The following is a 25,043-nucleotide window of genomic DNA, read 5'->3' on the forward strand; positions in this document are numbered from 1 at the left end:
TTAGGACGGTTCGACCAGGGCCGCGGAGGTGATGCGGTGCAAGGGGACGCGGCGGACCTCGTCGGTGCTGGGGTCGCGGCCTTCCAGGATGCCGCCGCCGATGCGGAGGGGTTCCAGGACGCGTTGGCTGGCGATGCCGTTGGCGTCGACCTGGCCAATCCACACCGTCGTCTGGGTTCGGGTGGCTTCCTGGAGCAGGGCCATCGTCTCCGTCGTGTTGCCGGTGGTGCGGGTGGTGGCGGGGACGGCCCGGCCGCGTTTGCTGTCGGCGGCCCGGTCGCCCGCGCGCATGGCGGCGACCATCTCGGCGATCTGGTCGTCGTCCGGGGGACGGGTCACGACGCGGCGGACGGCCCGGAGCGGGGATTGGATGCGGCGGCTGGACGGGCGGAGGTCGACCACGTGGCCCTCGGCGTCCTCGGCGGCGGGGGCGAAGCCCGCGGCGCGTAGTTCGTCCAGGATTTCCAGCAATGGGACCGGGCTCACCAGGACCGTGGGGGCGATCCGGCGTAGCCGCAGACCGGCGGCGGCCGGGCTGGCGGCCACCTCGGCGATCAGTGCCGGGTCGTCGCAGCGCAGGAAGGACGCGGTGGAGCCGCCGCGTAGGCGGCCGTGGCGGCGGGCCACGTCGTCGATCAGGTAGGTCAGGGACTGCGGCATCGGGGTGCGGGACCTGGTTCGGAACAGCTCGTGCAGGTCGCCTGCCGTGCGGCCCGCGTCCAGGGCGCGGCGGATCGAGGTCTCGCTCACCCGGTAAACCGTCGCGCTGCCCGCGGACTCGACGTCGGCGACCTCGTTGACGAGGGTGGCCAGGTGCGGTTCCAGCGGCCCTGGCGCCACCACCGTCAGGTCTGCCTGGACCAGCACATGGTCGATCGGTTCCGGCATGGCCTCGGCCATCCGCTTCGCTGCCGCCGCCGTGCCCTCGGAGAGCAGCACCCGGCCGGGACCGGACAGTGCGCCGAGTGCGACCACGCCAACGGCGGTCGCCTCGGCCATGGTCCAGCGGACGATCTCGTCGCGGAGTCGGCCGCCGCGTCGGGGGGCGCGCCAGGCCAGGACGGTGGCGAGCTCGTCCGGGTCGACCACGCCGGTGCCGGGTTTGAAGTCGGCCAGTACTTCCAGGACCCGGGTGCGTTCCATCGGTGCGACCGGTCGGCGCAGATCTTCCGACAGCGGCGCCAGCACTCGCTCCTTCGCGTCGCGCTGGCCGCCGATGCCCGGCAGACGGGGGAGGTCCAGCCAGGCGGCGGCGAGGGTGGCCCATTTGTTGGCCGGGCCCGCCGTCAGCCAGACGTCCGCGTGGGTGGTCGGGAGGTACTCCGGGTTCGTGGCCTCGTTGTCGGCGATCAGCGATGCCGCCATGGCCACCTCCACCAGGACGGTCACCTCCCGGTCGCCAAGGTCGGTGGCTCGGGCCAGCCGTCGTACGTCCCGGACGCCGAGGCCGCCGGACTTGAGCACCGGCGGCGGCTCCTGCGACCACAGCCGCAGCAGGGTCTCGGTGTGCCGGACGAGCTCCAGCCCGGCCCCGGCGGCGGTCGAGTCGACGTTCTTCTGCGCCTTGGTGCGCAGACCGGGCTCGTCCACGGTCAGCGCGCCGGTGCCGACGCCGCGCAGGGCCAGGCCGATCTGCCGGGGCAGCTCGACCGTGCTCGCGTCGACGCGGGTGAGCAGGCCGCGGGCGAGCAGGCGCTGGATCGGGGTCCTGGCCTCGGCGAGGGTCGGGATGGCGGCCGCGTCCCTGGTGTTGCCCACCGGGCCGTTGTGCGAGAGCCGGGCGAGGACACCGCGCTCGTCCTCGGGCAGGTCGGCCAGCGCCGCCTCGACGTCCACGCCGTCCAACGCGGCCGACGGCCTGCCCAGGCCCGTCGGGAACAGCCCGCCCGCCTCCCGGGCGGCCGGCACCAGCGAGATGGCGTCGTCCGCGCCCCACGCCACGGCCAGCGACCGCAGCCGGTGCACCGCGGACATCACCCGATCCGGCGATACCGCGACGGCCAGGTCGACGGTGGCCGGGTCGACCGGCGCGCGGTCCGCCCCGGCCGCCAGCAGGGCGTCGAGCACGGCGAGGGTGAAGGTGTCCAGGCCCTCCGCGGCCCTGGCCACCGAGGCCCTGGTCGCGGCCCTGGTCGCCAGCACGGAGCTGTCCGCGGGCCGCGGCGTGGCCAGGTCGGGCCGGGCGCGCAACACGTCTGCCAACGTCTCGTCGTCGCGCGCGCGGAGCCAGTCGGTGAGCGTGGTGCCGGACACCCTGACCACGGTATACGGCGCGGGTGTCCGATAGCCTCAGGAGGCGACCAAGCAGGTGTTCGAGGAGGACCCGTGGCGAAGACCACCAAGACCGACCGCATCGACCCCACGTGGGCCGCGGGCGACGACGACTCCCACCCGGTCTCCGAGCTGCACTCCGACCGCCAGGGTGCGCTGTCCCCGTTCGGCGATGTCACCTTCCCGCTGGAGCGCACCCCGTACGTGCACCCCAGCACCAAGATCAACCGCTGAGCCGAGGCCGTCGACGCCCCTGCCCGGGACCGGGCGGGGGCGTTGTGTCGTTCCCCGAGGGAATCGGTCGCCCGACCCAGGACTACGATCTCAACCGATTCCGTGACCTCGTCCACTCGGGAGAGTCGTATGCCCGTCCCCGGCCCAGGCTATTCGATCACCGTCCGGGTGGAGGCGCCGCCGTCCGCGAGCGCCGCCGGTGATCTGACCAGCGCGGTCGGCCGGGTCGGCGGCGTGATCACGGCGTTCGACGTGGTCGAGTCGCACAGCGACCGGGTGGTTGTCGACATCACCTGCAACGCTATGTCGGCCAACCACGCGCGGGACATCACCGAGGCGCTGGAGGCGCTGCCCGGGGTGGCGGTCCGCAAGGTGTCGGACCGGACGTTCCTCATGCACCTCGGCGGCAAGATCGAGGTGAGCGCCAAGGTCGCCCTGCGCAACCGCGACGACCTCTCCCGCGCCTACACCCCGGGCGTGGCCCGGATCTGCCAGGCGATCGCGGAGAACCCGGACGACGCGCGCAGGCTGACCATCAAGCGCAACACCGTCGCGGTCGTCACCGACGGGTCCGCGGTCCTTGGCCTCGGCAACCTCGGTCCGGCCGCCGCGCTGCCGGTGATGGAGGGCAAGGCGGCGCTGTTCAAGAAGTTCGCTGGCGTGGACGCCTGGCCGGTATGCCTGGACACCCAGGACACCGAGGAGATCATCCGCGCGGTCGAGCTGATCGCCCCGGTCTACGGCGGCATCAACCTGGAGGACATCGCCGCGCCGCGCTGCTTCGAGATCGAGGCGCGGCTGCGCGACAAGCTGGACATCCCGGTCTTCCACGACGACCAGCACGGCACCGCGATCTGCGTGGTCGGCGCGCTGCGCAACGCGCTGCGCGTGGTCGGCAAGTCGCTGACCGACGCCCGGATCGTGGTCTGCGGCGTCGGCGCGGCCGGGTCGGCGATCATCCGACTGCTGCTGCACCGCGACCCGGCCGACGTGGTCGCCGTCGACATCAACGGCATCGTGCACCGCGGCCGCGAGAACATGGACGCCAACATGGCGTGGGTCGCGGAGAACACCAACAAGGCGGGGATCAGCGGGACCCTGCACGACGCGCTCGTCGGCGCCGACGTGTTCATCGGCGTGTCCGCGCCCAACCTGTTCGGCGCCGAGCAGGTCGCCACCATGGCGGCGGACCCGGTGGTGTTCGCGCTGGCCAACCCGGACCCGGAGATCGACCCGCTGGAGGCGCAGAAGCACGCCGCCGTGGTCGCCACCGGCCGCTCGGACTACCCGAACCAGATCAACAACGTGCTGGCCTTCCCCGGCGTGTTCCGCGGCCTGCTGGACGCGCAGGCGCGCGGGATCACCGACGCCATGCTGCTGGCCGCCGCCGACGCGATCGCCGACATCGTGGACGACGACCGGCTCAACGCCTCGTTCATCGTGCCAAGCGTGTTCGACGCGGCGGTGGCGCCCGCGGTGGCGGATGCCGTGCGCAAGGCCGCGGGCGCGCAGTCGGGCTGACCCCGCCCGGGGCCCCGTAGCATCGCTCTCGTGGGTGAGTTGAGCCATGTGGACGCGGGTGGCGCCGCGCGGATGGTGGATGTCTCCGGCAAACCGGTGACCGCGCGCGAAGCGGTCGCCAGCGGCGTGCTGCGCACCACCGCCGAGGTGATCGCGCTGCTGCGCCGGGACGGCCTGCCGAAGGGCGACGCGCTTGCCACCGCCCGGATCGCCGGGATCATGGGTGCCAAGCGCACCCCGGACCTGATCCCGCTGTGCCACCCGCTGCCGATCGCCGGCGTGCGGGTCGAGCTTGAGCTGGGCGAGGCGGAGGTGCGGGTGACCGCGACCGTGCGCACCACCGGGCAGACCGGCGTGGAGATGGAGGCACTGACCGCCGTCGCGGTGGCCGGGCTGACCCTGCACGACATGATCAAGGCCGTGGACCCGGCGGCCGTCCTGGACGCGGTCCGGCTGGACCGCAAGGACGGCGGCAAGTCCGGGCACTGGACCCGAGGAGCGTCATGACCGACCGCACGGCCCGCGTCGTCACCGCGTCGAACCGGGCGGCGAGCGGGGTGTACCCGGACAAGACCGGCCCGATGATCGCGGGCTGGCTGCGCGACCGCGGCTACCGGGTGCCCGCCGCGGTGGTCGTGCCGGACGGGCCGCCGGTCGAGCTGGCGCTGCGCGCGGCGATCGCGGATGACGTGGCCGTGGTGATCACCACCGGTGGCACCGGCATCAACCCGACCGACCGCACCCCGGAAGCGACCCGCGCGGTCCTGGACTACGAGATCCCCGGCCTGGCCGACGCCATCCGCGCGGCGGGCCTGCCCAAGGTGCCCGCAGCCGTGCTGTCCCGAGGTGTCGCGGGGGTGGCCGGGCGGACGCTGGTGGTGAACCTGCCCGGCTCGACCGGGGGAGTCCGGGACGGCCTCGCGGTGCTGGCCGATGTGCTGGACCACGCCGTCGACCAGCTGCACGGCGGTGACCACGCGCGGCCCGAGCCACGCCGCGCCGAGGTGGTGCGCGCCGAGATCAGCGCGGAGCCCATCTCGGTCGACGAGCACGCCGCGCTGGTCGAGCACCGGGCGGCAGGCGCGGTGGTCACGTTCGCGGGCGTCGTGCGGGACCACGACCACGGCCGGGACGTGCGGTCACTGACCTACGAGGGCCACCCGAACGCCAAGGACGTCATCGCCGAGGTGGCCGCCGAGCTGGCCGCGGCCGATGGCGTGCGGGCGATCGCGGTCAGCCACCGAGTGGGCGACCTGGCGATCGGGGACGTGGCGCTGGCCTGCGCGGTCGCCGCCGAACACCGGGGCCAGGCGTTCACGACCTGCGCGCGGCTGGTGGACGAGGTGAAGGCCCGGCTGCCGATCTGGAAGCACCAGCACTTCACCGACGGCACCGACGAGTGGGTCAACTGCCCCTGACCCACAGGCAGAACGGGTGCCCGGCCGGGTCGAGGTAGACCCGGACGTCGTCCTGCGGTTGGAAGTCGGCCAGCTCGGCCCCCTCGGCGACCGCCCGCGCGCCCGCCGCGTCCAGGTCGGCCACCTCGATGTCCAGGTGGCTCATCATCTGCTGCCTGCCCCGGCTGGTCGGCCAGGAGGGCGGCACGTAGCCGGGCTCGCTCTGGAAGGACAGCCCGGTGCCCCCGCCCGGCGGCCGCAGCGTCACCCAGTCCGGCTCGTCCGCGCCCCGCGGCCACCCCAGCAGCCGCTGGTAGAAGCCCGCCAACTCCCGCGCGTCCGGGGAGTCGAGCACGGCGGCGGTCAACGTCATCCACGGTCTCGATCCCATGTCACCAGGCTATGCGTGATCGACCGAGCAGTGTGTTGATCATGAAGGCAGTTGTCCACAACCCCGCCGATTCATCCACAGTTTTCGATCGGGCGATATTGACAGCCCAGGCGAACCCGTAGCTTCAGCAATGGGCAAAGTGGCTCTGACCTGGGGCTTTGTGGCCGGAAATGGCTCGGACCCATCGCAAGGAGCGATGGGTCCGAGCAGGCTCCAACCCCGGGGTAATACCTCGGGTTGTGCGTGGACTTACTTCGTGGCGATCTTCTGACCAACCAGGATCAGGTTCGGGTCGCTGATGAAGTCCTTGTTCTTCGCGTGCAGCGCCTGCCAGCCACCCGGCACGTTCTGCGCGGCGGCGATCTTCGACAGGGTGTCGCCCGCCACGACCGTGTAGTCGCCGTTGGGGTTCGACGTGCTGACGGCGGCGACCGGGGCGGCGGCCACGGGGGCCGACTGGACCGGGGCGGCGGCCTTCGGGGCGGCCTTCTTGACGACCTTCTTCGGCGCCGCCGGGGTGGCCTTCTTCTTGGCCGCGGGGGCGCTCTTGGCCGCCGGGGCGGCCGAGCCCGCGCGCTTGCCGCAGACCGGCCAGGCGCCGATGCCCTGGGTCTTGAGCACGTTCTCCGCGACGCGGATCTGCTCGTCGCGGCTGGCGTTGTGGGCGCTGCCCGAGCCGCCGTTCGCCTTCCAGGTGCTCTGCGTGAACTGCAAGCCGCCGTAGTACCCGTTACCGGTGTTGATGTTCCAGTTGCCACCGCTCTCGCACTGGGCGACAGCGTCCCAGTTCACGGTCTCGGCGGAGGCGGGCGCGGCGGCGATCGCCATCGGGGCACCGACCGCGACGCCTGCGACGACGACGCGAGCGATGGTGCGCTGAGCGGCGGTCTGCTTGCGGTGCTTGCCACGGTAGGACATTTGGGTCTCTCCTCCCGCGCCTGCGCACATCGCGCTGTGGGGGTGGACCCGGTGGGTCCGGACGGGTTCGCACCCGCCCACCACGCCTCGCACCCGGATCAGGGCGGTGCTCGTCGTGGCCCCTCGCCCCTGTCCGGGAGTTCGCTTTCGCTCGGGGTTGGTTCCCGAGAGGCCGCCGGACAGGGTTTGGCGCTACGAACTCTCGGGTCGTACATGGCTGGTCGGGGCCAGCCGGAAGCGACGGTACGTAACGGCGCGGGGATTGAGAAACTCCAGCGAGCGTGACCGTCATCACAGTAACGGCGCGCAACCTCTGGCGATCTCGCCATCTTCCCAGGTCAATCGGTCACACTCGGCTGTTACCCGGGCGTGTCCGTCCCGAGATAAATAACCGTCGGTGAGTTCTGGCTCACGTTGAATTCGAGGCCGCTAGGCCATCCGGGGAGGGTGTTCAGCCACCCGCGAAGGGGGGCAGCACGTCCAACTCGACCCCGTCCGCGAGCCTCAACGCACGATCCCGCACGGCCACTCCGTCCACCAGGAAACTGGCCGAGCGGAGCACTCGGGTCAACGCCTCCCCGTGCCGCTCACCCAACGCCGCCACCGCGTCGCCCACGGTTGTCTCGACGGGCAGGGATACCTTCTCCTCACGCACGCCCGCGGCCGCGCGCGCGCCCGCGAAATACCGCACAGTCACCTCGGCGGACACCCCCATTCGGCCCGTATCGCCCGACCTCACTCGGTTCAGCACGAATTCACCCTTTCGGACAGGTCGGGTACCCCGGCAGGCTCAGCCGCCGATGGCACTCATGGGTCGCAGCGGCTGGGCGAACCCGGCCTCGTTGATGGCGTGCCCGGCGAGCTTTCCCCACATCGCCACCCGCCACCGCTCGGCGATCTCGTCGTCGTCCGCGCCGGCGCGCAGCAGGCCGCGCAGGTCCGTCTCGGTCTGGCTGAACAGGCAGTTGCGCACCTGCCCGTCGGCGGTCAACCGGGTGCGGTCGCAGTCGCCGCAGAACGGCCGGGTCACCGAGGCGATCACGCCGACCTCGCCCGGCCCGCCGTCGACCAGCCACCGCTCGGCGGGCGCGGCGCCGCGCGGGCTCGGGCTGGGGGTGAGGTCGAACTCGGCGCGCAGCGCGGCCAGGATCTCCGCCGCGGTGATCATCTCGGCCCGGTTCCAGCCGTGCTGGGCGTCCAACGGCATCTGCTCGATGAACCGCAGCCGGTAGCCGCGGTCGAGGCAGAACCGCAGCAGCGGCACGGCCTCGTCGTCGTTCTGCCCGCGCACCAGCACCGAGTTGACCTTCACCGGGGTCAGCCCGGCCGCCTGCGCGGCGGCGAGTCCGGCGAGCACGTCGGGCAGCCGGTCGCGGCGGGTCAGCGCGGCGAACCGGTCGGGGCGCAACGTGTCCAGCGAGACGTTGATCCGGTCCAGCCCGGCCGCGGCGAGACCGTCCGCCCGGGACTCCAGGCCGATCGCGTTGGTGGTCATGGACAGCCGCGGCCGCGGGGCGAGCGCGGCGGCCCGCGCGATGATCTCGGTGAAACCCTTGCGCAGCGTGGGTTCGCCGCCGGTGAACCGGATGTTGGTGACGCCGAGCCGCTCGACCGCGATCCGGACCAGCCTGCCCACCTCGTCGTCGGTGAGCATGTCCGCGCGTGGCATCCACTCCAGGCCGTCGGCAGGCATGCAATAGGTGCAGCGGAGGTTGCAGCGGTCGGTCAGCGACACCCGCAGATCGGTGGCCACCCGCCCGAACCGGTCGATCAGCCCCGGCGTGTCCGGGCGGCGGGCGGAACCGGCCGGGGGAACGGCGGGAACCCCGAGGTCGACTGGTCCGCGATCTACCGCTGTCACCAGATCAAGGGTAGTCGTACCCACGACAGCGGGGCCGTTCGGCGAGGGCGCCGGACGGCCTGATCGCGAGCGGACAGCGGTTGTGTTCCAGATCATATCGGAACCGCGGCGCAGCTGCGGGGTTATCGTCACCCCCATGCCGTACTTCAGGGTCGCCGAGGCCGCGAGGCTGCTCGGGGTCAGCGACGACACCGTGCGCCGCTGGATCGACCAAGGTCATCTCACCGCCGAGACCGACGGTTCCGGCCGCAAGGTCGTGGAGGGCGCGGCGCTGGCCTCTTTCGCCCGCGACCAGGCCACCGAGATCCCCGACCCGATCACCGTGGGCCGCTCGGCCCGCAATCGGTTCGTCGGCCTGGTCACCGAGGTCGTGCTGGACACGGTCATGGCCCAGGTCGAGCTCCAGTGCGGCCCGCACCGGGTGGTGTCGCTGATGAGCGCCGAGGCGGTGCGCGAGATGGGCCTGGCGCCGGGGGTGCTCGCGGTCGGTTTGGTCAAAGCCACCCAGGTCATAGTCGAGACACCGTGACCTGCCTGGGTAGCCTCTCGCCATGAGCGGGTGGACGTACCTGATGGACATGGACGGGGTGCTGGTGCATGAGGAGCACCTCATCCCAGGCGCGGACCGGCTGATCGCCGAGCTGGGTACCGCCGGGACGCCGTTCCTGGTGCTCACCAACAATTCCATCTACACCCCGCGCGACCTGCGGGCCCGGCTGCTGCGCACCGGCCTGGACGTGCCGGAGCGGTCGATCTGGACCTCGGCGCTGGCCACCGCGCGGTTCCTGGACAGCCAGCGGCCCGGCGGTTCCGCGTTCGTCATCGGCGAGGCCGGGCTGACCACCGCGCTGCACGAGATCGGCTACGTGCTCACCGACCGGGACCCGGACTACGTGGTGCTCGGCGAGACCCGCACCTACAGCTTCACCGCGATCACCAGGGCGATCCGGCTGGTCGAGGAGGGCGCCCGGTTCATCGCAACCAACCCGGACGCGACCGGCCCCAGCCGCGAGGGCTCGCTGCCCGCCACCGGCTCGGTCGCCGCGCTGATCGAGCGGGCGACCGGCCGTGCACCTTATTACGTCGGCAAGCCGAACCCGCTGATGATGCGCTCCGCGCTGCGGGCGCTCGGCGCGCACTCGGAGACCACGTTGATGATCGGTGACCGGATGGACACCGACGTGCGCAGCGGCCTTGAGGCGGGCCTGAACACGATCCTGGTGCTCAGCGGGATCTCCGGCGCGCAGACCGCCGAGCTGTTCCCGTACCGGCCCACCCGGGTGATCGACTCGGTCGCGGACCTGGTCGGGCACACCGCCGACCCGTTCCCCGGCCGGTAGCGGGGGCGGCATGGCGGGTTCGGGCAGGCCATGGTGGACGGGATTCTCGATCACAGCGCGTCGCCGACGCGGCTCCCCTATCGTCGTCGATGTGCAGGACAGCCCTGAGGTGGCGGCCACGTACGTGGTGGGTGACGTCCACGGTCACCGCGCGGAGCTGCTCGACGCCCTCCGCGAGGCGGGCCTGGCGACCGCCGACGGCACCTGGGCGGGCGGCACCGACCACCTGTGGTTCCTCGGCGACTTCGTCGACCGCGGCCCGGACGGCATCGGCGTGATCGACCTGGTCATGACCCTGGCCGCGGGCGCGACCGAGGCGGGCGGCCGGGTGGAGACCCTGCTCGGCAACCACGAGATCCTGCTGCTCGGCATGCACCGCTTCGCCGACGAGGAGGTGCCGTCCGACTTCGGCCCGCGCAGCTTCGCCCGCAGCTGGCAGATGAACGGCGGCCTGCTCAGCGACCAGGAGGCCCTCACCCCGGAACACGTCGAGTGGCTGGTCAGCCGCCCGGTCCTGGCCCTGGTCGGGGACCACCTGCTGATGCACTCGGACACCACGGAGTACCTGGGCTGGGGCCAGGACATCGACTCGATCAACACCACCGTCGGCCGCGTGCTGCGCTCCGACGACCTCGTCGAGTGGTGGGAGGTCTGGCGCCGCATGACCACCCGCTACGCCTTCCGGGGCGAGGACGGGGAACAGATCGCGGGCCGGTTGTTGACCGTGTTGGGCGGCAAACAGGTCGTGCACGGCCACAGCGTGATCGCCGACCAGCTGGGCATCCTGCCGACCCAGGTGGAGGGACCGCTGGAGTACGCGGGCGGGAAGGCCCTCGGTATCGACGCGGGCCTGTTCGTGGGCGGGCCATGCCTGGTCGTCTCCCTGCCGTGGCAGCCGGGCAAGGGCTCCGCCGCCGTTGTCGGCGAGGACGAGCTCGAAATCGACGCCGAACCCGCTGAAGACCCCGAGACCACTGTCCCCACCGAAGCGGGCGACGCTGCCGAGGTCGGCGACTCCGATGACACAGGCGAGCCCGATGCGGCCAGCGACCCCGATGACGTTGCCGAGCCTGATGACGCGGGCGACGTCGAGACGGCAAAGGACGCCAAGACGGCAGAGGACGTCGAGACCGACGCCGACGCCGACGCCGACGCCGACGCCGACGCCGACGCCGACGCCGACACCGACACCGACACCGACACCGACACCGACACCGACACCGACACCGACGCCGACACCGACACCGACACCGACACCGATGATGGTGAAGGCGAAGACAGCGGTGAGGGTGTGGAGCCCGAGGGCAGCGCTGGGGCAGACGATGACGTCGAGACCGAGGCAGGCGTGAAAACCGACGACGTCGAGCCGAGCGATTCCGGCGAAGCCGATGACAAGACGGCAGAGAAGCGCGCGGACTAGTCCGGGGTCAGCGCAGGCGGCGGGCCAGGCGGGCGATGGCCTGGGCGTCGTTGTCGCGCAGTAGGGCGCGGATGGCCTTCGTGACGTGCTCGTCCGGGCGGGGGAAACCGAGTCTGCCGAGGGCCGTGGCCCAGGCGAGATCGTCGTCGACCGCGTCGGCCAGCAGATCGAGGCCGGATTTGTCGTCGACCATCGTGCGCAGGTGCTTCTGGTAGCCCGGCCACCGGGTGGCCAGATCGGCGACCGCGACGAGATCTCGCGCGCGGGCGACCGAGGGCTCGCCGTCCGCGAGGGTCAGGACGCGGAGATAGAACTGCCAGAGCGTGATCAACCGCTTCTCTTCCCGCACGGTCCGTTCGGGCTGAGCCGACAACCGCGCCACGAACGCGGCCCGGACAGCCGGATGCCGTTCGACCGGGATGGAGTCTTTCGGTTCGGCGGCAGTCGGCTCGGGTGTCGGGCGGTCGGCAGGCGGTGCTTGATCACTGGCCTGCCCGCGCACCGCCGGGATCGGGGCGGCGACGACGGCCTCCGGACCGAGGTGCCGGTCGAGCACGGCACGCATGTCGTCGTCGGCGAGGCGGGGGAGCTGGACCGGCAGCTGGACCATCTTGCGCAGGAACGTCCACCCCGGACTCGGGTCGTCCGGGTGGCAGACCGGTTTGCCGTCGGCGAGGTCGCGGTGGGCCCGGTCCACGTGCGCGGCCACCACGTTCGGGTCGAGACCGAGGACGAACCGGGTGCGCGGCAGGTTGCCGGAGAGAAAAGCGTTGATCGCCTCCAGCACCTCGGCCGTGGTGTGCGCGGCGCACCGGTCGAGATCGTCGACGAAGACGACCAGGTGTCGGCCCGCGCGGGCGAGTTCGGTCAGGAGGCCGCCGATGTCGTGCTGCAGGAGATAGAGGTATCCGGATCGTGCGTGGTAGTAGGGATCGCGCAGCGTCGGGTCGCTCGGCGGCGTGTTCGCCGAGAACGCGCCGCTGGGGAGTGGGCCGTGGAACAGCTCACTGGGCAGGAAGGCGGCGGCTCGGTCGAAGAAGAAACGCGCGGCCGTGTGCAGCACGCCCAGAAGTAGCAGTGCGGCAGGCAGCAGCAGCAACCAGGTGAGCGAGGACGTCAGGAGCCGCGCGGTCAGTGGCACGAGCAGGCTGAACGCGCTGTAGGCGAGCAGTGGCGAGCGGATCCGCCGCCAGATCTCGCGGCGCTGTCGGGGACGATCAATCTTGTCCAGGTTGCGGGTGAACCAGAACCGCTGCCGCGAATCCGCGTCGGGATAGACGGTGTCCTCCACCGTCCTGGTGAGTACTCGCGCCAACCCGGCCCACACCTGCTCGCTCGACTGATGCCGCCACGGGTTGAAGTTCGCGACAACCGGAGCGGACGGACCATCGGGCGGTGACACCGGCGACACCGGGGGATCGCGCAGCAACCGGTAAGCCTCGCGAACCCGCAGTGGCCGGGCGTGCGGTGGGTCAACGGGCGCGGACCGCAGTTCCTTATCCATAAGGTGCAGCAGCGTGCTCTTGCCCGACCCCCACGGACCCTCCACGGTGATCACCGTTGGCCCTTGGTCGTCTCCGTCGTGCATCGGCGCCCGGAGCAGATCGGCGAGCACCGACACGAGGTGCCCGCGCCGCAACAGGTCTTCCTCGGCTCGCCGATCCCCGAAACCCCGCACCAGAACCGGCCCCGCGCGCTCGGTGCCGTGATCGGCCGCCGCCGCGTTGACCGCGAAAGGCAGCGGCTCGGTTCCCCAGCTCAGCAGTTCCGGCTCGCTCCAGCCTTCCTCGGTCATGGTGGTGCCCGCGGCCGCCACGACATCGGGGAACGTCAGCAGCGGCGGACCACCGGGCACGCCCTTGGCCAACTGGGTGGCCAAGGCCAGGCTGAACGGGCTGCCGCTGCTGGCGAGCAGGTGCCCGCTCGGCACGCCTTCGCATTCCAGGGATCCGCCATAGGAGGTCTCCAGCAGGAGGTAGACCTCCTTCACAGACTGGCTGAGCAGGTGGACGATGAGTAGTTCGCCGGGCAACCAGGCAGGCGAACCCCCGGTCCCCACGATGCCCAACTGTTCGACGCCCTGGTGCAGACGCGACTGGCCGCAGAAGTGGATCAGGACTCGGTGCGCGCGCTCCGCCGCGGTCTCGACGGCGGAGAGCACCTCCGGCCAGTTCGGCTCGATCAGCGTCGTGAACCGGTCCGAGGTCAGGCCGCAGTGTGCCGACATCGCCTGGTAGAGCCGTCGCGGATGGTCGAGGGTCATCGGCGTCGGGCCCAGAGGGGAACCGGGCGCGAAGCCCGCCGCGATCAGCAGGACCCGGCTGTCCGGGGAGGCGAAGGCGAGGTCGGCCAAGCCTGCTACCTGATGGGGACGATGCGGGAGCCGAGTGGGACCAACGAGACCGGGATCATCTTGAAGTTGGCCACGCCCAGCGGGATGCCGATGATGGTGACGCAGAGCAGCAGCCCGGTGACGATGTGGCCGATGGTCAGCCACCAGCCCGCGAAGATGATCCACAGCACGTTGCCGATGGCCGAGCCCGCGCCCGCGTCGCGGCGAGGTTCGATGGTGCGGCCGAAGGGCCAGAGGGCGTAGTTGGCGATGCGGAAGGACGCCAGGCCGAACGGGATGGTGATGATGAGGACGCAGCAGATGATGCCCGCGACGACGTAGCCGACGGCCATCCAGAAGCCGCAGAGGAAGAGCCAGATCACGTTCAGCAGCAGGCGCACGTCTTCAACTCTTACCGGAGCGCGGAAGTGAGGGTGTCAGGATCACCCGCTTCGCGACAGGATGGTGACCGGGACCACATCGAGGGTGAGGGAGACGCGCATGAGGGCCAGCTACTCGTCCGGGACCTCGGCGACGCCCCTGCTCGGCGACACCATCGGCGCCTGCCTGGACCGCGCGGTGGCCGAGCACGGCGACCAGGACGCGGTCGTCGACCGGGCGGCTGGCAGGCGCTGGACCTACCGCGAGTTCGACGCCGAGGTGGCGGCGGTCGCGCATGGCCTGCTCGGGCTCGGGGTGGGCAAGGGGGACCGGGTCGGGATCTGGGCGCCGAACTGTGCGGAGTGGACCATCGTCCAGTTCGCCACGGCGCGGGTCGGCGCGGTCCTGGTCAACATCAACCCCGCCTACCGCACGCACGAGCTGCGGTTCGTGCTCGACCAGGCCGGTATCCGGACCCTGGTCGCCGCGCCCGGCTTCAAGGACGCCGACTACGCGGCCATGATCGAGGAGGTGCGGCCCGCCTGCGCCGCGCTGCACGATGTGATCCTCATCGGCCGGGACTCCTGGCGGGACCTGGTTTCCGCCGAGCCGGTGCACGACCTCGCCGAGATCGGCCGGACGCTCTCACCGGACGACGCCATCAATATCCAGTACACCTCCGGAACCACCGGGTTTCCCAAGGGTGCGACGCTCTCCCACCACAACATCCTCAACAACGGCTATTTCGTCGGCGAGCTGTGCGGATACACCGAAATGGACCGCATCTGCGTCCCGGTACCTTTCTATCATTGCTTCGGGATGGTCATGGGGACCCTTGCGTCGGTGAGCCATGGCGCTTGTCTGGTGATCCCCGCTCCGGCATTCGATCCGAAAGCATCATTGGCCGCAGTGGTCGAGGAGAAATGCACCTCGCTCTATGGCGTGCCGACGATGTTCATCGGCATGCTCGCCGAGCCGGGAATCGACGAGCTGGACCTGGGTTCGCTGCGCACCGGGATCATGGCGGGCTCGCCGTGCCCGGTCGAGGTGATGAAGCAGGTGGTGCACCGGCTGGGCATGACCGAGGTGACCATTTGCTACGGCATGACCGAGACCTCCCCGGTGTCCACCCAGACCCGCGCCGACGATGCGCTGGAACGGCGGGTGTCCACGGTCGGCCGGGTGCACCCGCACCTGGAGGTCAAGATCGTCGACCCGGACACCGGGCTGACCGTGCCGCGCGGGGAACCGGGTGAACTGTGCACTCGGGGTTATTCGGTGATGCTCGGCTATTGGCACGAGCCGGACAAGACCGCCGAGGTCATCGACAGCGCGCGGTGGATGCACACCGGCGATGTGGCCGTCATGGACGAGGAGGGATATCTCAACATCACCGGCCGGATCAAGGATGTCGTCATCCGGGGCGGCGAGAACATCTACCCGCGCGAGGTCGAGGAATTCCTCTACACCCACCCGGACATCCTCGATGCCCAGGTCATCGGCGTCCCCTCGGAGCGCTACGGCGAGGAGTTGATGGCGTGGATCCGGATGCGCGACGGCGCGGCCCCGCTGGACGCGACGGCGGTGCAGGAGTTCTGTGCAGGCAGGCTCGCCCGCTACAAGATCCCCCGCTACGTGCACGTGGTGGCCGAATTCCCGATGACCGTCACCGGCAAGGTACGCAAGGTCGAGATGCGCGCGGCCGCCGTCGACCTGCTCGGTTTGGCCGATATCGCGGCGACCAGGCACGCATAGACTGGCGTCCGGCGTCGTCGACTGGGGGTTGTGGATGGGTGTGACGGTCGGTTTCGACCTGGACATGACGCTCATCGATCCGAGACCCGGCATGATCGCGGCGATGGACGCGCTGGCCGAGGAGACCGGGCTGGCCATCGACGGCGAGCATTTCGCGGCCAACCTTGGCCCGCCGCTTGACATGGTCTTCCGTGGTTTCGGTGTGCCGGAGTCGGAGTTATCCGACCTGGTCGCCCGGTTCCGTGCGCTGTATCCGACAGTTGTGATCCCGGTGACAGTCCCGCTACCGGGCGCGGTCGAGGCCCTTGAGGCGGTGCGCGCGGTCGGTGGCAAGACCGTGGTCGTCACCGGGAAGTACGGTCCGAACGCGGCCCGTCACCTCGCCCACTTCGGCTGGGAGGTCGACGACCTCGTCGGCGACCTGTGGTCCACGGCCAAGGCCGACGCCCTGCGCGCGCACGGCGCGTCCGTCTACGTCGGCGACCACATCGGCGACGTGCGCGGCGCGCTGGCCGCCGGGGCCATCGCGGTCGGCGTCACCAGCGGCCCGTGTTCCGCCGCGGAATTGGCAGGCGAGGGCGCGCACACGGTGTTGTCGAGCCTGGCGGAATTCCCCACCTGGTTGGCCGCGCACCTTTGCCGATCGGCCGGTTGATCCGTTTCCGACGGCCGGGGAAAATGGGTGGTCAGCGTCGGCGTACGACGTGGAAGATGCCCACCACCAGGCCGAGCGGAAGGGCCATGGTGGCCGCCCACAGCCAGGGGGCGTGCCGGTGGAACGCGCTCAACACGAAGATGGCGACAACCGCCAGCAAGCCGAGCGCGAACAGCAGGAACGCGACGAACATCGTCCGGCTGCCGTGGGTTTGGGCGGTCATGGGAACAGGATAGGCGTCCCATCCGTTTCGCAGTGCGCGGTGGTTGGCGGTAACGCTCGGGCAGGGCTGAGGCGACCTAACCGCCGGGCCAGGGTTTGGCCTAGGCTTGGGGGACGCGTCCCGGGTGTGCCCAGGGCGCGTTCGTCTTGCGCGGGCGGGTTTCCGCGGCGCGCGGACGGACTGGACGACAAGGGAACGGTGAGATCTGTGCCGACCGGCAAGGTCAAATGGTACGACTCGGAGAAGGGTTTCGGGTTCGTCACGCAGGACGGGGGCGAGGACGTCTACGTCCGCGCGTCCGCGTTGCCAGCGGGCGTGTCCGGGCTCAAGGCCGGGCAGCGCATCGAGTTCGGCGTGGCGGACGGGCGGCGTGGGCCGCAGGCGCTGTCGGTCCGGCTCGTGGACGCGCCGCCGTCGGTCGTCGAGGCGCGCAGGCGCCCGGCCGAGGAGCTGCACGGCCTGGTCGAGGACATGATCAAGATGCTGGAGTCGACCGTGCAGCCGGACCTGCAGCGCGGCCGATACCCGGACCGCAAGGTCACCAAGCGGATCGCCGAGGTGGTCCGCGCGGTCGCCCGGGAGCTCGACCCGTAACCCCGGGTCAGGCCGGGTCCACCCGCAGTGCCCACCGGCCGAGCGGCAGCGGCTGGCCGTCGACGAAGGTGACCTTCTGCACCTCGACGGCCACCAGCTGGTCGTCGGCGCCCAGCGTGGCCAGGGTGAACGCGTGCTTGCGGCTGTTCGGCGCGATGAACAGCCTGCTGCCCGCGGCCTGGAGGTTGCCGTCCCGGTCGAGGTAGGTGAAGGTCAGCCCCCAGGCGCTGTCGGCCAGCTCGCTGGGCACCGACACCTGCACCGTCTTGCCCTTGCGCACGCGCAACGCCACCTCGGCGGCGTCGTCGCCGACGCAGCCCTTGCGGGCGGTGTCGATGCGGCAGTAGACCGTCGGCGCGGCGGCGGCGCTGGCACCGTCGGCGTAGAAGGTCACCTCGGGCGGCCCCGGTGCGGCGCAGCCCGCCACGACGATGGCGGCGGTGCAGGTCAGGGCAGCGGTCACGACTCGGCGCACGGCCAGAACCCTACGTCTCCTCGCGTGGCGGCCCGGCCGCGGGCCGGGGCCGGAAGCCGCGCGGCCGCATCGGCATCCGCGGTCCGCCGCCGGTCCGCTGTCCGGCGAACCCGGGGATGAGCGAGCCGCCGCCGCGGGAGAGCAGGGTCTGCACCAGGCCGACCGCCAGCATGATCGACACCACCAGGAAGCCGACCCACCACACCGGCGGCAGCAGCACGCCGACCGCGCCGCCGAACACCCAGCCCAGCTGCAGCACCGTCTCCGAGCGGCCGAACGCCGACGCGCGCGACTCCTCGGGCAGGTCGTCCTGGATCACCGCGTCCAGGCTGTTCTTGGCCAGTGCGCTGGCCACCGCGCCGATCAAGCCGACCATGGTGGCGGCGAAGATCCCGCCGATGAGCGTGGCGACCACGGTCGTGGCCAGCGCGGCGATCACGCAGCCCAGCACGAGCTGTTCATGGTTGCCCACGTGCACCCGGGCGCCGACCGCGTTGCCCGCGAAGCTGCCCACCCCGGCCGCGCCCGCGATCAGCCCGAGCAGCAGCAGCTGCTGGAATGGCTCGGCCTCGTTCTGCGCGCGCACCGCGAACGCGGCGAACATCATCAGGAACCCGGTGAGCACCCGGATCGTGCCGTTGCCCCACAGCGACACCACCACGTGCCTGCCCATCGGCCTGCGCTTGGTGGTGGGGATCGGCATCCGGGCGCTGATCGAGGCGGGCACCTCGCCCTCGGTGACCTCCACCCAGGCCGGGATGCGCAGCGCCTGCACCGCGCCGACCACGCAGATCACCACGGTGAACCACAGCGCGCCGGGCGAGTCGAAGATCTTGGCGCAGCCTGCCGCGACCGCGCCGCCCGCCGCCCCCGCGCCGAGACCGAACACCGTCAGCCGGGCGTTGGTCCTGGCCAGCGTGATCTCCGGGGGCAGCACGCGGGGCGTGATCGCGGCTTTCAGCACCGTGAACGACTTGGACAGCACCATCTTGCCCAGCGCCGCCGGGTAGAGCATCCAGTCGTTGAAGTGCAGCGCCATGATCACGCACATCAGCGCCTGCCCGGCCGACACCGCGCACATGGCCAGCCTGCGGCCCCGCTGCAACCGGTCCAGCATCGGCCCGATGACCGGCGCGAGCAGCGCGAACGGCGCCACCGTGATCAACAGGTAGAGCGCCACCTTGCCCTTGCTCTCGCCGCTGGCTGCGGAGAAGAACAGCGTGTTCGCCAGCGCGACGGCCATCGCCGCGTCGCCCGCGTAGTTGAGCATCGTGGCGTAGGTGAGCGAGGTCAGCCCGGACTTGTCGGCGCCGTCGGCGTTGGCCGCCTTGCGGAACGCGGACATCGCCTGCGCGGTCAGCTGCTTGCTGCGCAGCGCGGCGACCCGGGTGACGGTCAGCTTCTTCGGGTAGTGGACCGCGGTCGCGGGCTCGCCGTCGCGGTAGTGGTCGATCTCGGTCGGGCGGTGCTCGGCGGGCCGCTCGGTGGGGTGCTCGCGGTAGACGTCCGGGTCGTGCCGGGTCTCGCCGCGCCTGCTGTCGTGGCCGCGGTGGTCCCGTTCGTCTCGAAAGTCCCGGTCATCTCGGAATTCTCGGTAGTCCCGACGGTCGCGTTCGTCCCGATAGGGCCGGTCGTCGCGGTAGGCGCGGCCGTCCCGGTAGCGGTCACGTTCCGGCGAGGGGTAGTCGCGCGGGCTGCCGTAGCGGTCGGGGTCGCGGTCGCCGTACGTCTCGTAGGGCGGGTCGAAGTGCGTCGGCTGGTCGTACTCGTCCGGGGGGAGCGGGTCGCGCCTGCGCGGAGCGTGCGGCGGCATCGGGTTGCGCTGCGAGCTGGGCCGCGGCTGCGGCTCCGGCTCGCGCCAGCTCGGCTGCTGCACGCCTGCCCAGCCCCGCTTCGCCTTCCGGCCCGAGCGGCGGCCGGGTGGCGGTTGATCTGCGGGGTTCTGCCGAATCACGTCATCCATCCTGCCGTATCGGGCGGTGAACTGGGGGACATGGCGAGGACGGGGGTCGCTCAGGCGGCGGGGACGAACCGGATTCGGAACATCGTCGGCCACAGCTTGCCGGTGACGAGGAATTCATCGGTGCCGGGGATGGCGGCGATACCGTTGAGGACGTCCGTGTGTTCGCGTTCATCCGGACGCAGTAGCCCACTCAGGTCAATCGACGCCGTGACCGCACCCGTGGTGGGGTCGATGCGGACAATCCGGTCGGTCTGCCACACGTTCGCGTACACCGCGCCACCGGCGCACTCCAGCTCGTTCAGCTCCGTGACCGGGTTGCCGCCCTCCCGGACGTGCACCTCGCCGGTGGCCGCGAACGAGTCAGGGTCGCGGAAGGTGAGCTTGTCGGAGCCGTCGCTCATCACCAGCCTGCCGTCCGCGTGGCACAGGCCCCACCCTTCACCCGGATAGGTGACGCGGCGACGCTCGGCCAGCGTGGTCCGGTCGCGCTCGATGGCCACCCCGTTCTGCCAGGTGATCTGCCAGATCCGGTCGTCGAGCACGGTGACGCCCTCGCCGAAGAAGTCGGCGGGCAGTGCGACGTGCCTGGTCACCGCGCCGGTCGCCGGGTCGACGGTGCGCATCTCGGACTTTCCGTCCAGGCCGGTGCCCTCGTAGAGGACGCCGTCCACCAGCTCCAGGCCCTGGGTGAACGCGGCCGGGTCGTGCGGGACGGTGGCCAGGACCTCGCCGCGCAGCGCGGTCACCCCCGGCGCTGTCGGCGCGGGCGCGCGGGTGGTCGCGGCCGTGCACCCCGACGCGGCCAGGCATACGGCGGTCAAGGTGACGGCGGTCAGGCGGGCGAGCACCGCACAAGCGTGGCACGGCTGTGTCACCCGCTCCGGGCGTGGGGCACAATCAGCCGTGATGACCTCGACGCCAGCACCAGAAGCCGCGACCGACCCCGCGCTGATCGCCGCGGTCGAGTTCGCCCGCGCCGCCGCGCGGGAGCTGGCCGGGACCGAGGTCGGCGCGCACGTTGGCGTGCGCGCCGAGGACTCGGCGTCGGCCACGCACCTGTTCGAGGCGGACAAGCCCGGCTACCGCGGCTGGCGTTGGGCGGTGACCGTCGCCGTCGCAGGCGGGCACGAACCCGTCACGCTCAGCGAGGCGGTACTGCTGCCCGGCCCGGACGCGCTCGTCGCCCCGCCCTGGGTGCCCTGGCAGGACCGCGTCCGCGCGGGCGACCTCGGCGTCGGCGACCTGCTGCCGACCGCCCCCGACGATGCCCGGCTGGCCCCCGCCTACGTCGGCTCGGACGACCCGGAGCTGGAGGCCATGGCCACCGACGTCGGGCTCGGCCGGGTCCGGGTGATGTCCCGCTTCGGCAGGCTCGACACCGCCGAACGCTGGCACACCGGCGAGTTCGGCCCCGGCGCCGACATGGCCCGCAGCGCCCCGGCGGCCTGCGGCACCTGCGCGTTCTACCTCCCGGTGGCGGGCGCGTTGGGCGCGGCCTTCGGCGTGTGCGGGAACGAGCTGGCGCCCGCGGACGGACGCGCGGTGCACGCGGCGTACGGCTGTGGCGCGCACTCCGAGGCGGAGGTGGAGCAGATCTCGCCGGTACTCGTGGCGGACCTGATCTACGACGACGCGCAGCTGGACGTCGAGGCGCACGAGCACGCTTCCGCCGTGTCCACGCCGGATGTCGAGGACGTGGCGGCGGAGAGCATGGCGGAGGTGGCCGAGGTCCCGGAGGTGGACGAGGCCGCCGCCGTCGACGCGGAACTTCCCGCCGGTGGCTTCGGTGCCGTCGTGCTCGCGGACGGCGAGGCCGACCGGCGCTTAGTTGGAGCGGCCCCGGCGGCCGTGATCATCGGGGTCGGTGGGGCGGAGATCGAGCCGAACCCGGTGCCCGCTGCCGAGTCTGCCGTGGCCGAGGCTGCTGTTGTCGAGCCGTCGACCGAGGCGACTGAAGACGCTCCGGCCGAGGAGCCGGTGGTGGCGTCGGCAGGCAGTGGCCCGTGGGGGCAGCCCGCCGGTGAGGTCGCCGGGCGGCCCGAGTCCGACCAGCGCGGGTGAGCGCGCCCGGAGATCCGTTCAGCACGGCGGCCCTGCGCGCCGCCGTGCTGAGCGCGTGGACGACGTCGCCGACGCGGTTCCGGGAGGACGCCAACGCCGAGGAGGACCTCTACCTCGGTGGCTACCGCGACCGGTTGCTGGTCGAGCTGGCGCAGAACGCCGCCGACGCGGCCGAGGGCGCTGGCACGCTCCGTCTGTCCCTTGTGGATGGTGAGCTGCGGGCCGCGAACACCGGACGTCCGCTGGACGCCGACGGGGTCGCCGCGCTGGCTTCCCTGCGCGCTTCCGCGAAGAGCCCGGCGCAAGGGGTCGGCCAGTTCGGCGTCGGGTTCTCCGCCGTGCTCGCCGTGACCGACGCGCCCGCGGTGATCTCCCGGGACGGCGGGGTCGCGTTCTCCGCCGAGGGGACCCGCGCGGCCATCGCCGACCACCCGGAACTTGCCGCGCGCGCCGCCGAGCGCGGTGGGCGGGTGCCGGTGTTGCGCATGGTCTGGCCGGTCGACGGCATGGTGCCCGACGGGTTCGCCACCGAGGTCCGGCTGCCGCTGCGCGCCGATGTCGACGGCACGGCCCTGCTGGCGGACTTCGCCGAGCAGGCGGGCGATCTCCTGCTGGCGCTGCCCGGTCTGGAGCGCATCGAGATCGGCGACCGCGCCTGGTGGCGGGTCACCGATGAGTCGCGTGTGGACGTTCACGGTCCGGACGGCGTGGTGTCCTGGCTGGTGCACCGGGTAGTTGGGGTGCTGCCGGACGAACTGGTGGAGAACCTGGGCGTCGAGGCCCGCGAACGGCCACAGTGGACAGTCTGCTGGGCGGCCCGGGTCGACTCCGACGGCTTCCCGCTGGCGCTTGGCGACGATGTCCTGCACGCCCCGACACCCACCGACGAGCGGCTCTCGCTGCCCGCTCGACTGGTTGCCACACTGCCGATCGAGCCGTCCCGCCGTCGCTTGCGGCCCGGTCCCGCCGCCGACGAGGTGCTCGCCCGCGCCGCCGACGCGTACCCGGACCTGCTCCGGCTCACCCCGGTCGCGCACCGCACCGCGCTGGTACCGCTGGTCGGCTTCCCGCTGTCCGAAGTGGACGACCGACTGCGCGAGCTGCTGCTGAAGTCGCTGCGCCGCGCCACCTGGCTGGACGCCGCCGACGGCACCGACGACCTCGCCCCGGCTCGTGCCCAGGTGCTCGACGCCGAGGCGGACGGGCTGGCCGAGCTGCTCGCCGAGGTCGTCCCCGATCTCGCCGCGGGTTACCTGTCCGGCCAGCGGCACGCGGGCGCGCTCGCCGCACTGGACATGCCCCGGCTGCGGCTCGCCGACATCGTGGAGACGATCACCGGCCGCGCGCGTCCACCCGAGTGGTGGCACCGGCTCTACACCGCGCTCGCGCCCGTGATCGAGACCGACGGCACCGCCCGGATGGAGCTCGGCGGCCTGCCGGTCCCGCTTGCCGACGGCCGCACGTTGCCGGGGCCGCGCGGGGTCGTGCTCGTCGAGGACGCCGAGCTGCTGGACCTGTTGGGGCAGGCGGAAGTCGGCGTGCTGCCGGTCGTGCACGCGGACGCCGCCCACCCGGTCCTGGAACGCCTCGGCGCGCACCACGGCGGCCCGGCCGACCTGCTCGACGCGGGCGGGTTGCAGGACGCGGTGGAGCGCAGCCTGGACGATGTCGAGTCCGGTGTGGACATCGCGGGCCTGATCTCGGTGGTACTGCGGCTGGTTCGCGACGCGAGCGTGCGCACGGGGGAGCGCCCATGGCTGGGTGCGTTGGCACTCAAGGACTCCGTGGGCGACTGGCGGCGCGCCGACGAGCTGGCGCTGCCGGGTTCACCGCTGCTGGACGTCCTGGACGTGGACGCGCCGGTGGGTGTGCTGTCGGCCGACGTCGCCGCTGAGTGGCCGGAGCACGTACTGGTCGCGCTTGGCGTGCTGGATGCGTTCGCGCTGGTCATGGACGAGGCGCCGACCGGTCCGGACCACGCGCTGGCCGACGAGGTGCTGTGGTGGGACGCTCGGCCGGAGCCGCCTGCGCGCGTGCTGGCCGTGCGCGATCTGGACCTGGTCACCGACGACGCGTGGCCGCGCGCGCTGGCCCTGCTCGCCGCCGACCCGGACACCTGGCGCGCCCTCCTCGAACCCGACGGCTACACGGGTTGGTGGATCGCCCGCAACGCCGTCCTCGCGGGTGCCGCCCCCTCGGACTGGCGCCTCCCCGACGCCGACGACCTCGCAGGCCTCTATGACGTCGTCCCGGACATCGGCGTCGACCCGCGCGTGCTCGCCGCCATCGGCGTCCGCACGGGCCTGAACGTGGAGACGGCCGACGACGCCGAAGACCTGCTGATCCGCCTGGGCGACCCGGACCGCGGCCTGCACCCGGGCGCCGTCCTGCGCACCCACGCGGCGCTGGCCGAGGCCGTCGCCGACGAACTGTTCGACCCGTCCGACGTGCGCCTGCCGGAGACCACCCGCACCCTCGCGGGCACCGTCGCCACCGACTGCCTGGTGCTCGACGCCCCCTGGCCGCTCGCGGTCCTGCGCGAGGACCAGGTCGTCGCCGCGGGTCCGGACTTCGCACTGGCTGAGCCGCTCGCCGAACTGCTCGATCTGCCGTTGGCCACGGAGGAACTGTCCGACGAGATCGTGTCGGCCGCCGAGGCCGTGCCGTGGTCCGAACTGGGCGCGGTGGCTGCCGCGTGCGAGCTGCTGGACGTGCCGATCCCGCTGGGCACCTTGCTGGTCCACGAGAAACTGATCGTCCGCACGCCCAGCGGAGACCACAACGTGTCTTGGTGGGTCGAGGACGAGATCGTGCACTGCGAAGACACTCCGGAGGCGCTGGCCCGCGCATTGGCCTGGACCACCGACCGCTGGCCGGACCGCCACATGTTCACCGCGCTGATCGAGGAACCGGCCCACTACCTGACCTGAGTCTCGCCTGCGACACAGAGGACAGTCGTCAGTCCATTTTTTGGGCGCTGCGCGATCCTCGGTCGGCGGCGCTGCGCTGCCAGCGCATGATGAGTATGCCTATGATCCCGAGGCAGGCGCCCGCGGCGCAGGTCCACATCCAGATCGGCTGGGTTTTGTCGAAGCCGTAGTGGGCAATGCCCAGCACGACCGCGGCGAGCGCCCACAGGGCGGTGCCGACATAAGCGATGGGGGCTAGGGCCAGGAGTCGGGCCGGAAGCGGTGGGGTTGTCCGCGGTTCGGGTGTCTTCGCTGGTCCAGCCATGTTCGGGAGGTTACGGC

Annotated in this window: 23 protein-coding genes and 1 pseudogene; 12 read left to right on the plus strand and 12 right to left on the minus strand. The window is 71.8% G+C overall.

The genetic code is table 11. The features are described 5' to 3' along the window. On the minus strand, positions 1-2,253 hold the full coding sequence (locus tag C503_RS0112510) for a helicase-associated domain-containing protein (protein ID WP_026316225.1): 2,253 nt from the start codon (positions 2,251-2,253) through the stop codon (positions 1-3). A 72-nt stretch (positions 2,254-2,325) separates the two neighbouring features. Here C503_RS0112510 and C503_RS0112515 point away from each other — a divergent pair, with 72 nt between their 5' ends. From C503_RS0112515 to C503_RS0112530, 4 genes are all read left to right on the plus strand, one after another. Then, a complete protein-coding gene (locus C503_RS0112515; RefSeq protein ID WP_018682550.1) occupies positions 2,326-2,505 on the plus strand; it encodes a hypothetical protein in 180 nt (59 codons plus the stop codon). A gap of 129 nt (positions 2,506-2,634) precedes the next feature. Further along, positions 2,635-4,026: an NAD-dependent malic enzyme gene (locus tag C503_RS0112520; RefSeq protein ID WP_018682551.1), complete on the plus strand. Its 1,392-nt coding sequence runs from the start codon at positions 2,635-2,637 to the stop codon at positions 4,024-4,026. Positions 4,027-4,056: 30 nt separating this feature from the next. Next, complete coding sequence (moaC, locus tag C503_RS0112525; protein WP_033400538.1) at positions 4,057-4,533, plus strand: cyclic pyranopterin monophosphate synthase MoaC; 477 nt, start codon at positions 4,057-4,059, stop codon at positions 4,531-4,533. Next, positions 4,530-5,444 carry a molybdenum cofactor biosynthesis protein MoaE gene (locus C503_RS0112530; protein WP_018682553.1) on the plus strand — a complete coding sequence of 305 codons (915 nt, stop codon included), beginning with the start codon at positions 4,530-4,532 and terminating at the stop codon, positions 5,442-5,444. Before moaC ends, C503_RS0112530 begins: the two co-directional genes overlap by 4 nt. Here C503_RS0112530 and C503_RS0112535 read toward each other — a convergent pair. The 4 genes from C503_RS0112535 to moaA all read right to left on the minus strand — a co-directional run bounded on the left by C503_RS0112535 (position 5,431) and on the right by moaA (position 8,506). After that, positions 5,431-5,796: a VOC family protein gene (locus C503_RS0112535; RefSeq protein ID WP_018682554.1), complete on the minus strand. Its 366-nt coding sequence runs from the start codon at positions 5,794-5,796 to the stop codon at positions 5,431-5,433. The genes C503_RS0112530 and C503_RS0112535 overlap by 14 nt on opposite strands. A gap of 267 nt (positions 5,797-6,063) precedes the next feature. After that, positions 6,064-6,732, minus strand: a complete 669-nt coding sequence (locus C503_RS0112540; RefSeq protein WP_018682555.1) for a LysM peptidoglycan-binding domain-containing protein — start codon at positions 6,730-6,732, stop codon at positions 6,064-6,066. Between the two features lie 451 nt (positions 6,733-7,183). Next, positions 7,184-7,447: a MoaD/ThiS family protein gene (locus C503_RS0112545; RefSeq protein WP_018682556.1), complete on the minus strand. Its 264-nt coding sequence runs from the start codon at positions 7,445-7,447 to the stop codon at positions 7,184-7,186. 75 nt (positions 7,448-7,522) lie between these two features. After that, positions 7,523-8,506: a GTP 3',8-cyclase MoaA gene (gene moaA / locus C503_RS0112550; protein WP_026316226.1), complete on the minus strand. Its 984-nt coding sequence runs from the start codon at positions 8,504-8,506 to the stop codon at positions 7,523-7,525. A gap of 223 nt (positions 8,507-8,729) precedes the next feature. Here moaA and C503_RS0112555 point away from each other — a divergent pair, with 223 nt between their 5' ends. From C503_RS0112555 to C503_RS47825, 3 genes and pseudogenes are all read left to right on the plus strand, one after another. Next, positions 8,730-9,122, plus strand: coding sequence for a TOBE domain-containing protein (locus tag C503_RS0112555; RefSeq protein ID WP_018682558.1), 393 nt, complete (start codon positions 8,730-8,732; stop codon positions 9,120-9,122). A 22-nt stretch (positions 9,123-9,144) separates the two neighbouring features. Then, positions 9,145-9,933, plus strand: a complete 789-nt coding sequence (locus C503_RS0112560) for an HAD-IIA family hydrolase (protein WP_026316227.1) — start codon at positions 9,145-9,147, stop codon at positions 9,931-9,933. A gap of 91 nt (positions 9,934-10,024) precedes the next feature. Beyond that, positions 10,025-10,831, plus strand: a pseudogene (locus C503_RS47825) (metallophosphoesterase family protein); the annotation flags it as partial. Between the two features lie 529 nt (positions 10,832-11,360). Here the strand turns inward: C503_RS47825 and C503_RS0112570 are convergent. Together C503_RS0112570 and C503_RS0112575 are read right to left on the minus strand one after the other, a co-directional pair. Continuing rightward, a complete protein-coding gene (locus tag C503_RS0112570) occupies positions 11,361-13,706 on the minus strand; it encodes a KAP family P-loop NTPase fold protein (RefSeq protein WP_018682561.1) in 2,346 nt (781 codons plus the stop codon). 5 nt (positions 13,707-13,711) lie between these two features. Then, complete coding sequence (locus C503_RS0112575; protein ID WP_018682562.1) at positions 13,712-14,086, minus strand: YccF domain-containing protein; 375 nt, start codon at positions 14,084-14,086, stop codon at positions 13,712-13,714. 100 nt (positions 14,087-14,186) lie between these two features. On the opposite strand from C503_RS0112575, the gene C503_RS0112580 reads away from it, so the two are divergent. Beyond that, complete coding sequence (locus C503_RS0112580; protein ID WP_018682563.1) at positions 14,187-15,821, plus strand: AMP-binding protein; 1,635 nt, start codon at positions 14,187-14,189, stop codon at positions 15,819-15,821. A 34-nt stretch (positions 15,822-15,855) separates the two neighbouring features. Further along, positions 15,856-16,476 (plus strand): HAD family hydrolase, encoded by a 621-nt coding sequence (locus C503_RS0112585; protein WP_026316228.1) that lies wholly within the window; start codon positions 15,856-15,858, stop codon positions 16,474-16,476. A gap of 31 nt (positions 16,477-16,507) precedes the next feature. Here the strand turns inward: C503_RS0112585 and C503_RS0112590 are convergent, their stop codons facing one another. Beyond that, complete coding sequence (locus C503_RS0112590; RefSeq protein WP_018682565.1) at positions 16,508-16,699, minus strand: hypothetical protein; 192 nt, start codon at positions 16,697-16,699, stop codon at positions 16,508-16,510. Between the two features lie 207 nt (positions 16,700-16,906). Between C503_RS0112590 and C503_RS0112595 the strand changes: the two genes are divergently transcribed. After that, the gene (locus tag C503_RS0112595) at positions 16,907-17,293 is read left to right on the plus strand and encodes a cold-shock protein (RefSeq protein ID WP_018682566.1); all 387 of its coding nucleotides are present in this window, start codon (positions 16,907-16,909) and stop codon (positions 17,291-17,293) included. Between the two features lie 7 nt (positions 17,294-17,300). Here C503_RS0112595 and C503_RS39140 read toward each other — a convergent pair whose 3' ends face one another. The 3 genes from C503_RS39140 to C503_RS0112610 form a co-directional block, all read right to left on the minus strand. Next, positions 17,301-17,768, minus strand: coding sequence for a DUF2771 family protein (locus C503_RS39140; RefSeq protein ID WP_169514533.1), 468 nt, complete (start codon positions 17,766-17,768; stop codon positions 17,301-17,303). A 10-nt stretch (positions 17,769-17,778) separates the two neighbouring features. Beyond that, entirely contained in the window at positions 17,779-19,644 is a 1,866-nt protein-coding gene (locus C503_RS0112605; RefSeq protein WP_018682568.1) for an MFS transporter, read from the minus strand. 137 nt (positions 19,645-19,781) lie between these two features. Then, positions 19,782-20,579 (minus strand): glutaminyl-peptide cyclotransferase, encoded by a 798-nt coding sequence (locus tag C503_RS0112610; protein WP_245572460.1) that lies wholly within the window; start codon positions 20,577-20,579, stop codon positions 19,782-19,784. Positions 20,580-20,637: 58 nt separating this feature from the next. Between C503_RS0112610 and C503_RS39145 the strand changes: the two genes are divergently transcribed. Both C503_RS39145 and C503_RS0112620 read left to right on the plus strand, forming a co-directional pair. After that, positions 20,638-21,792 (plus strand): DUF3027 domain-containing protein, encoded by a 1,155-nt coding sequence (locus C503_RS39145; protein ID WP_063710791.1) that lies wholly within the window; start codon positions 20,638-20,640, stop codon positions 21,790-21,792. Beyond that, on the plus strand, positions 21,789-24,722 hold the full coding sequence (locus C503_RS0112620; RefSeq protein WP_018682571.1) for a sacsin N-terminal ATP-binding-like domain-containing protein: 2,934 nt from the start codon (positions 21,789-21,791) through the stop codon (positions 24,720-24,722). The genes C503_RS39145 and C503_RS0112620 overlap by 4 nt, the downstream gene beginning before the upstream one ends. Positions 24,723-24,750: 28 nt before the next feature. Here the strand turns inward: C503_RS0112620 and C503_RS39150 are convergent, their stop codons facing one another. After that, a complete protein-coding gene (locus tag C503_RS39150) occupies positions 24,751-25,026 on the minus strand; it encodes a DUF2530 domain-containing protein (protein ID WP_051114809.1) in 276 nt (91 codons plus the stop codon). Between the last annotated feature and the right edge of the window lie 17 nt (positions 25,027-25,043).

It is taken from the genome of Actinokineospora enzanensis DSM 44649 (assembly GCF_000374445.1).
In the GTDB taxonomy this organism is placed as follows: domain Bacteria; phylum Actinomycetota; class Actinomycetes; order Mycobacteriales; family Pseudonocardiaceae; genus Actinokineospora; species Actinokineospora enzanensis.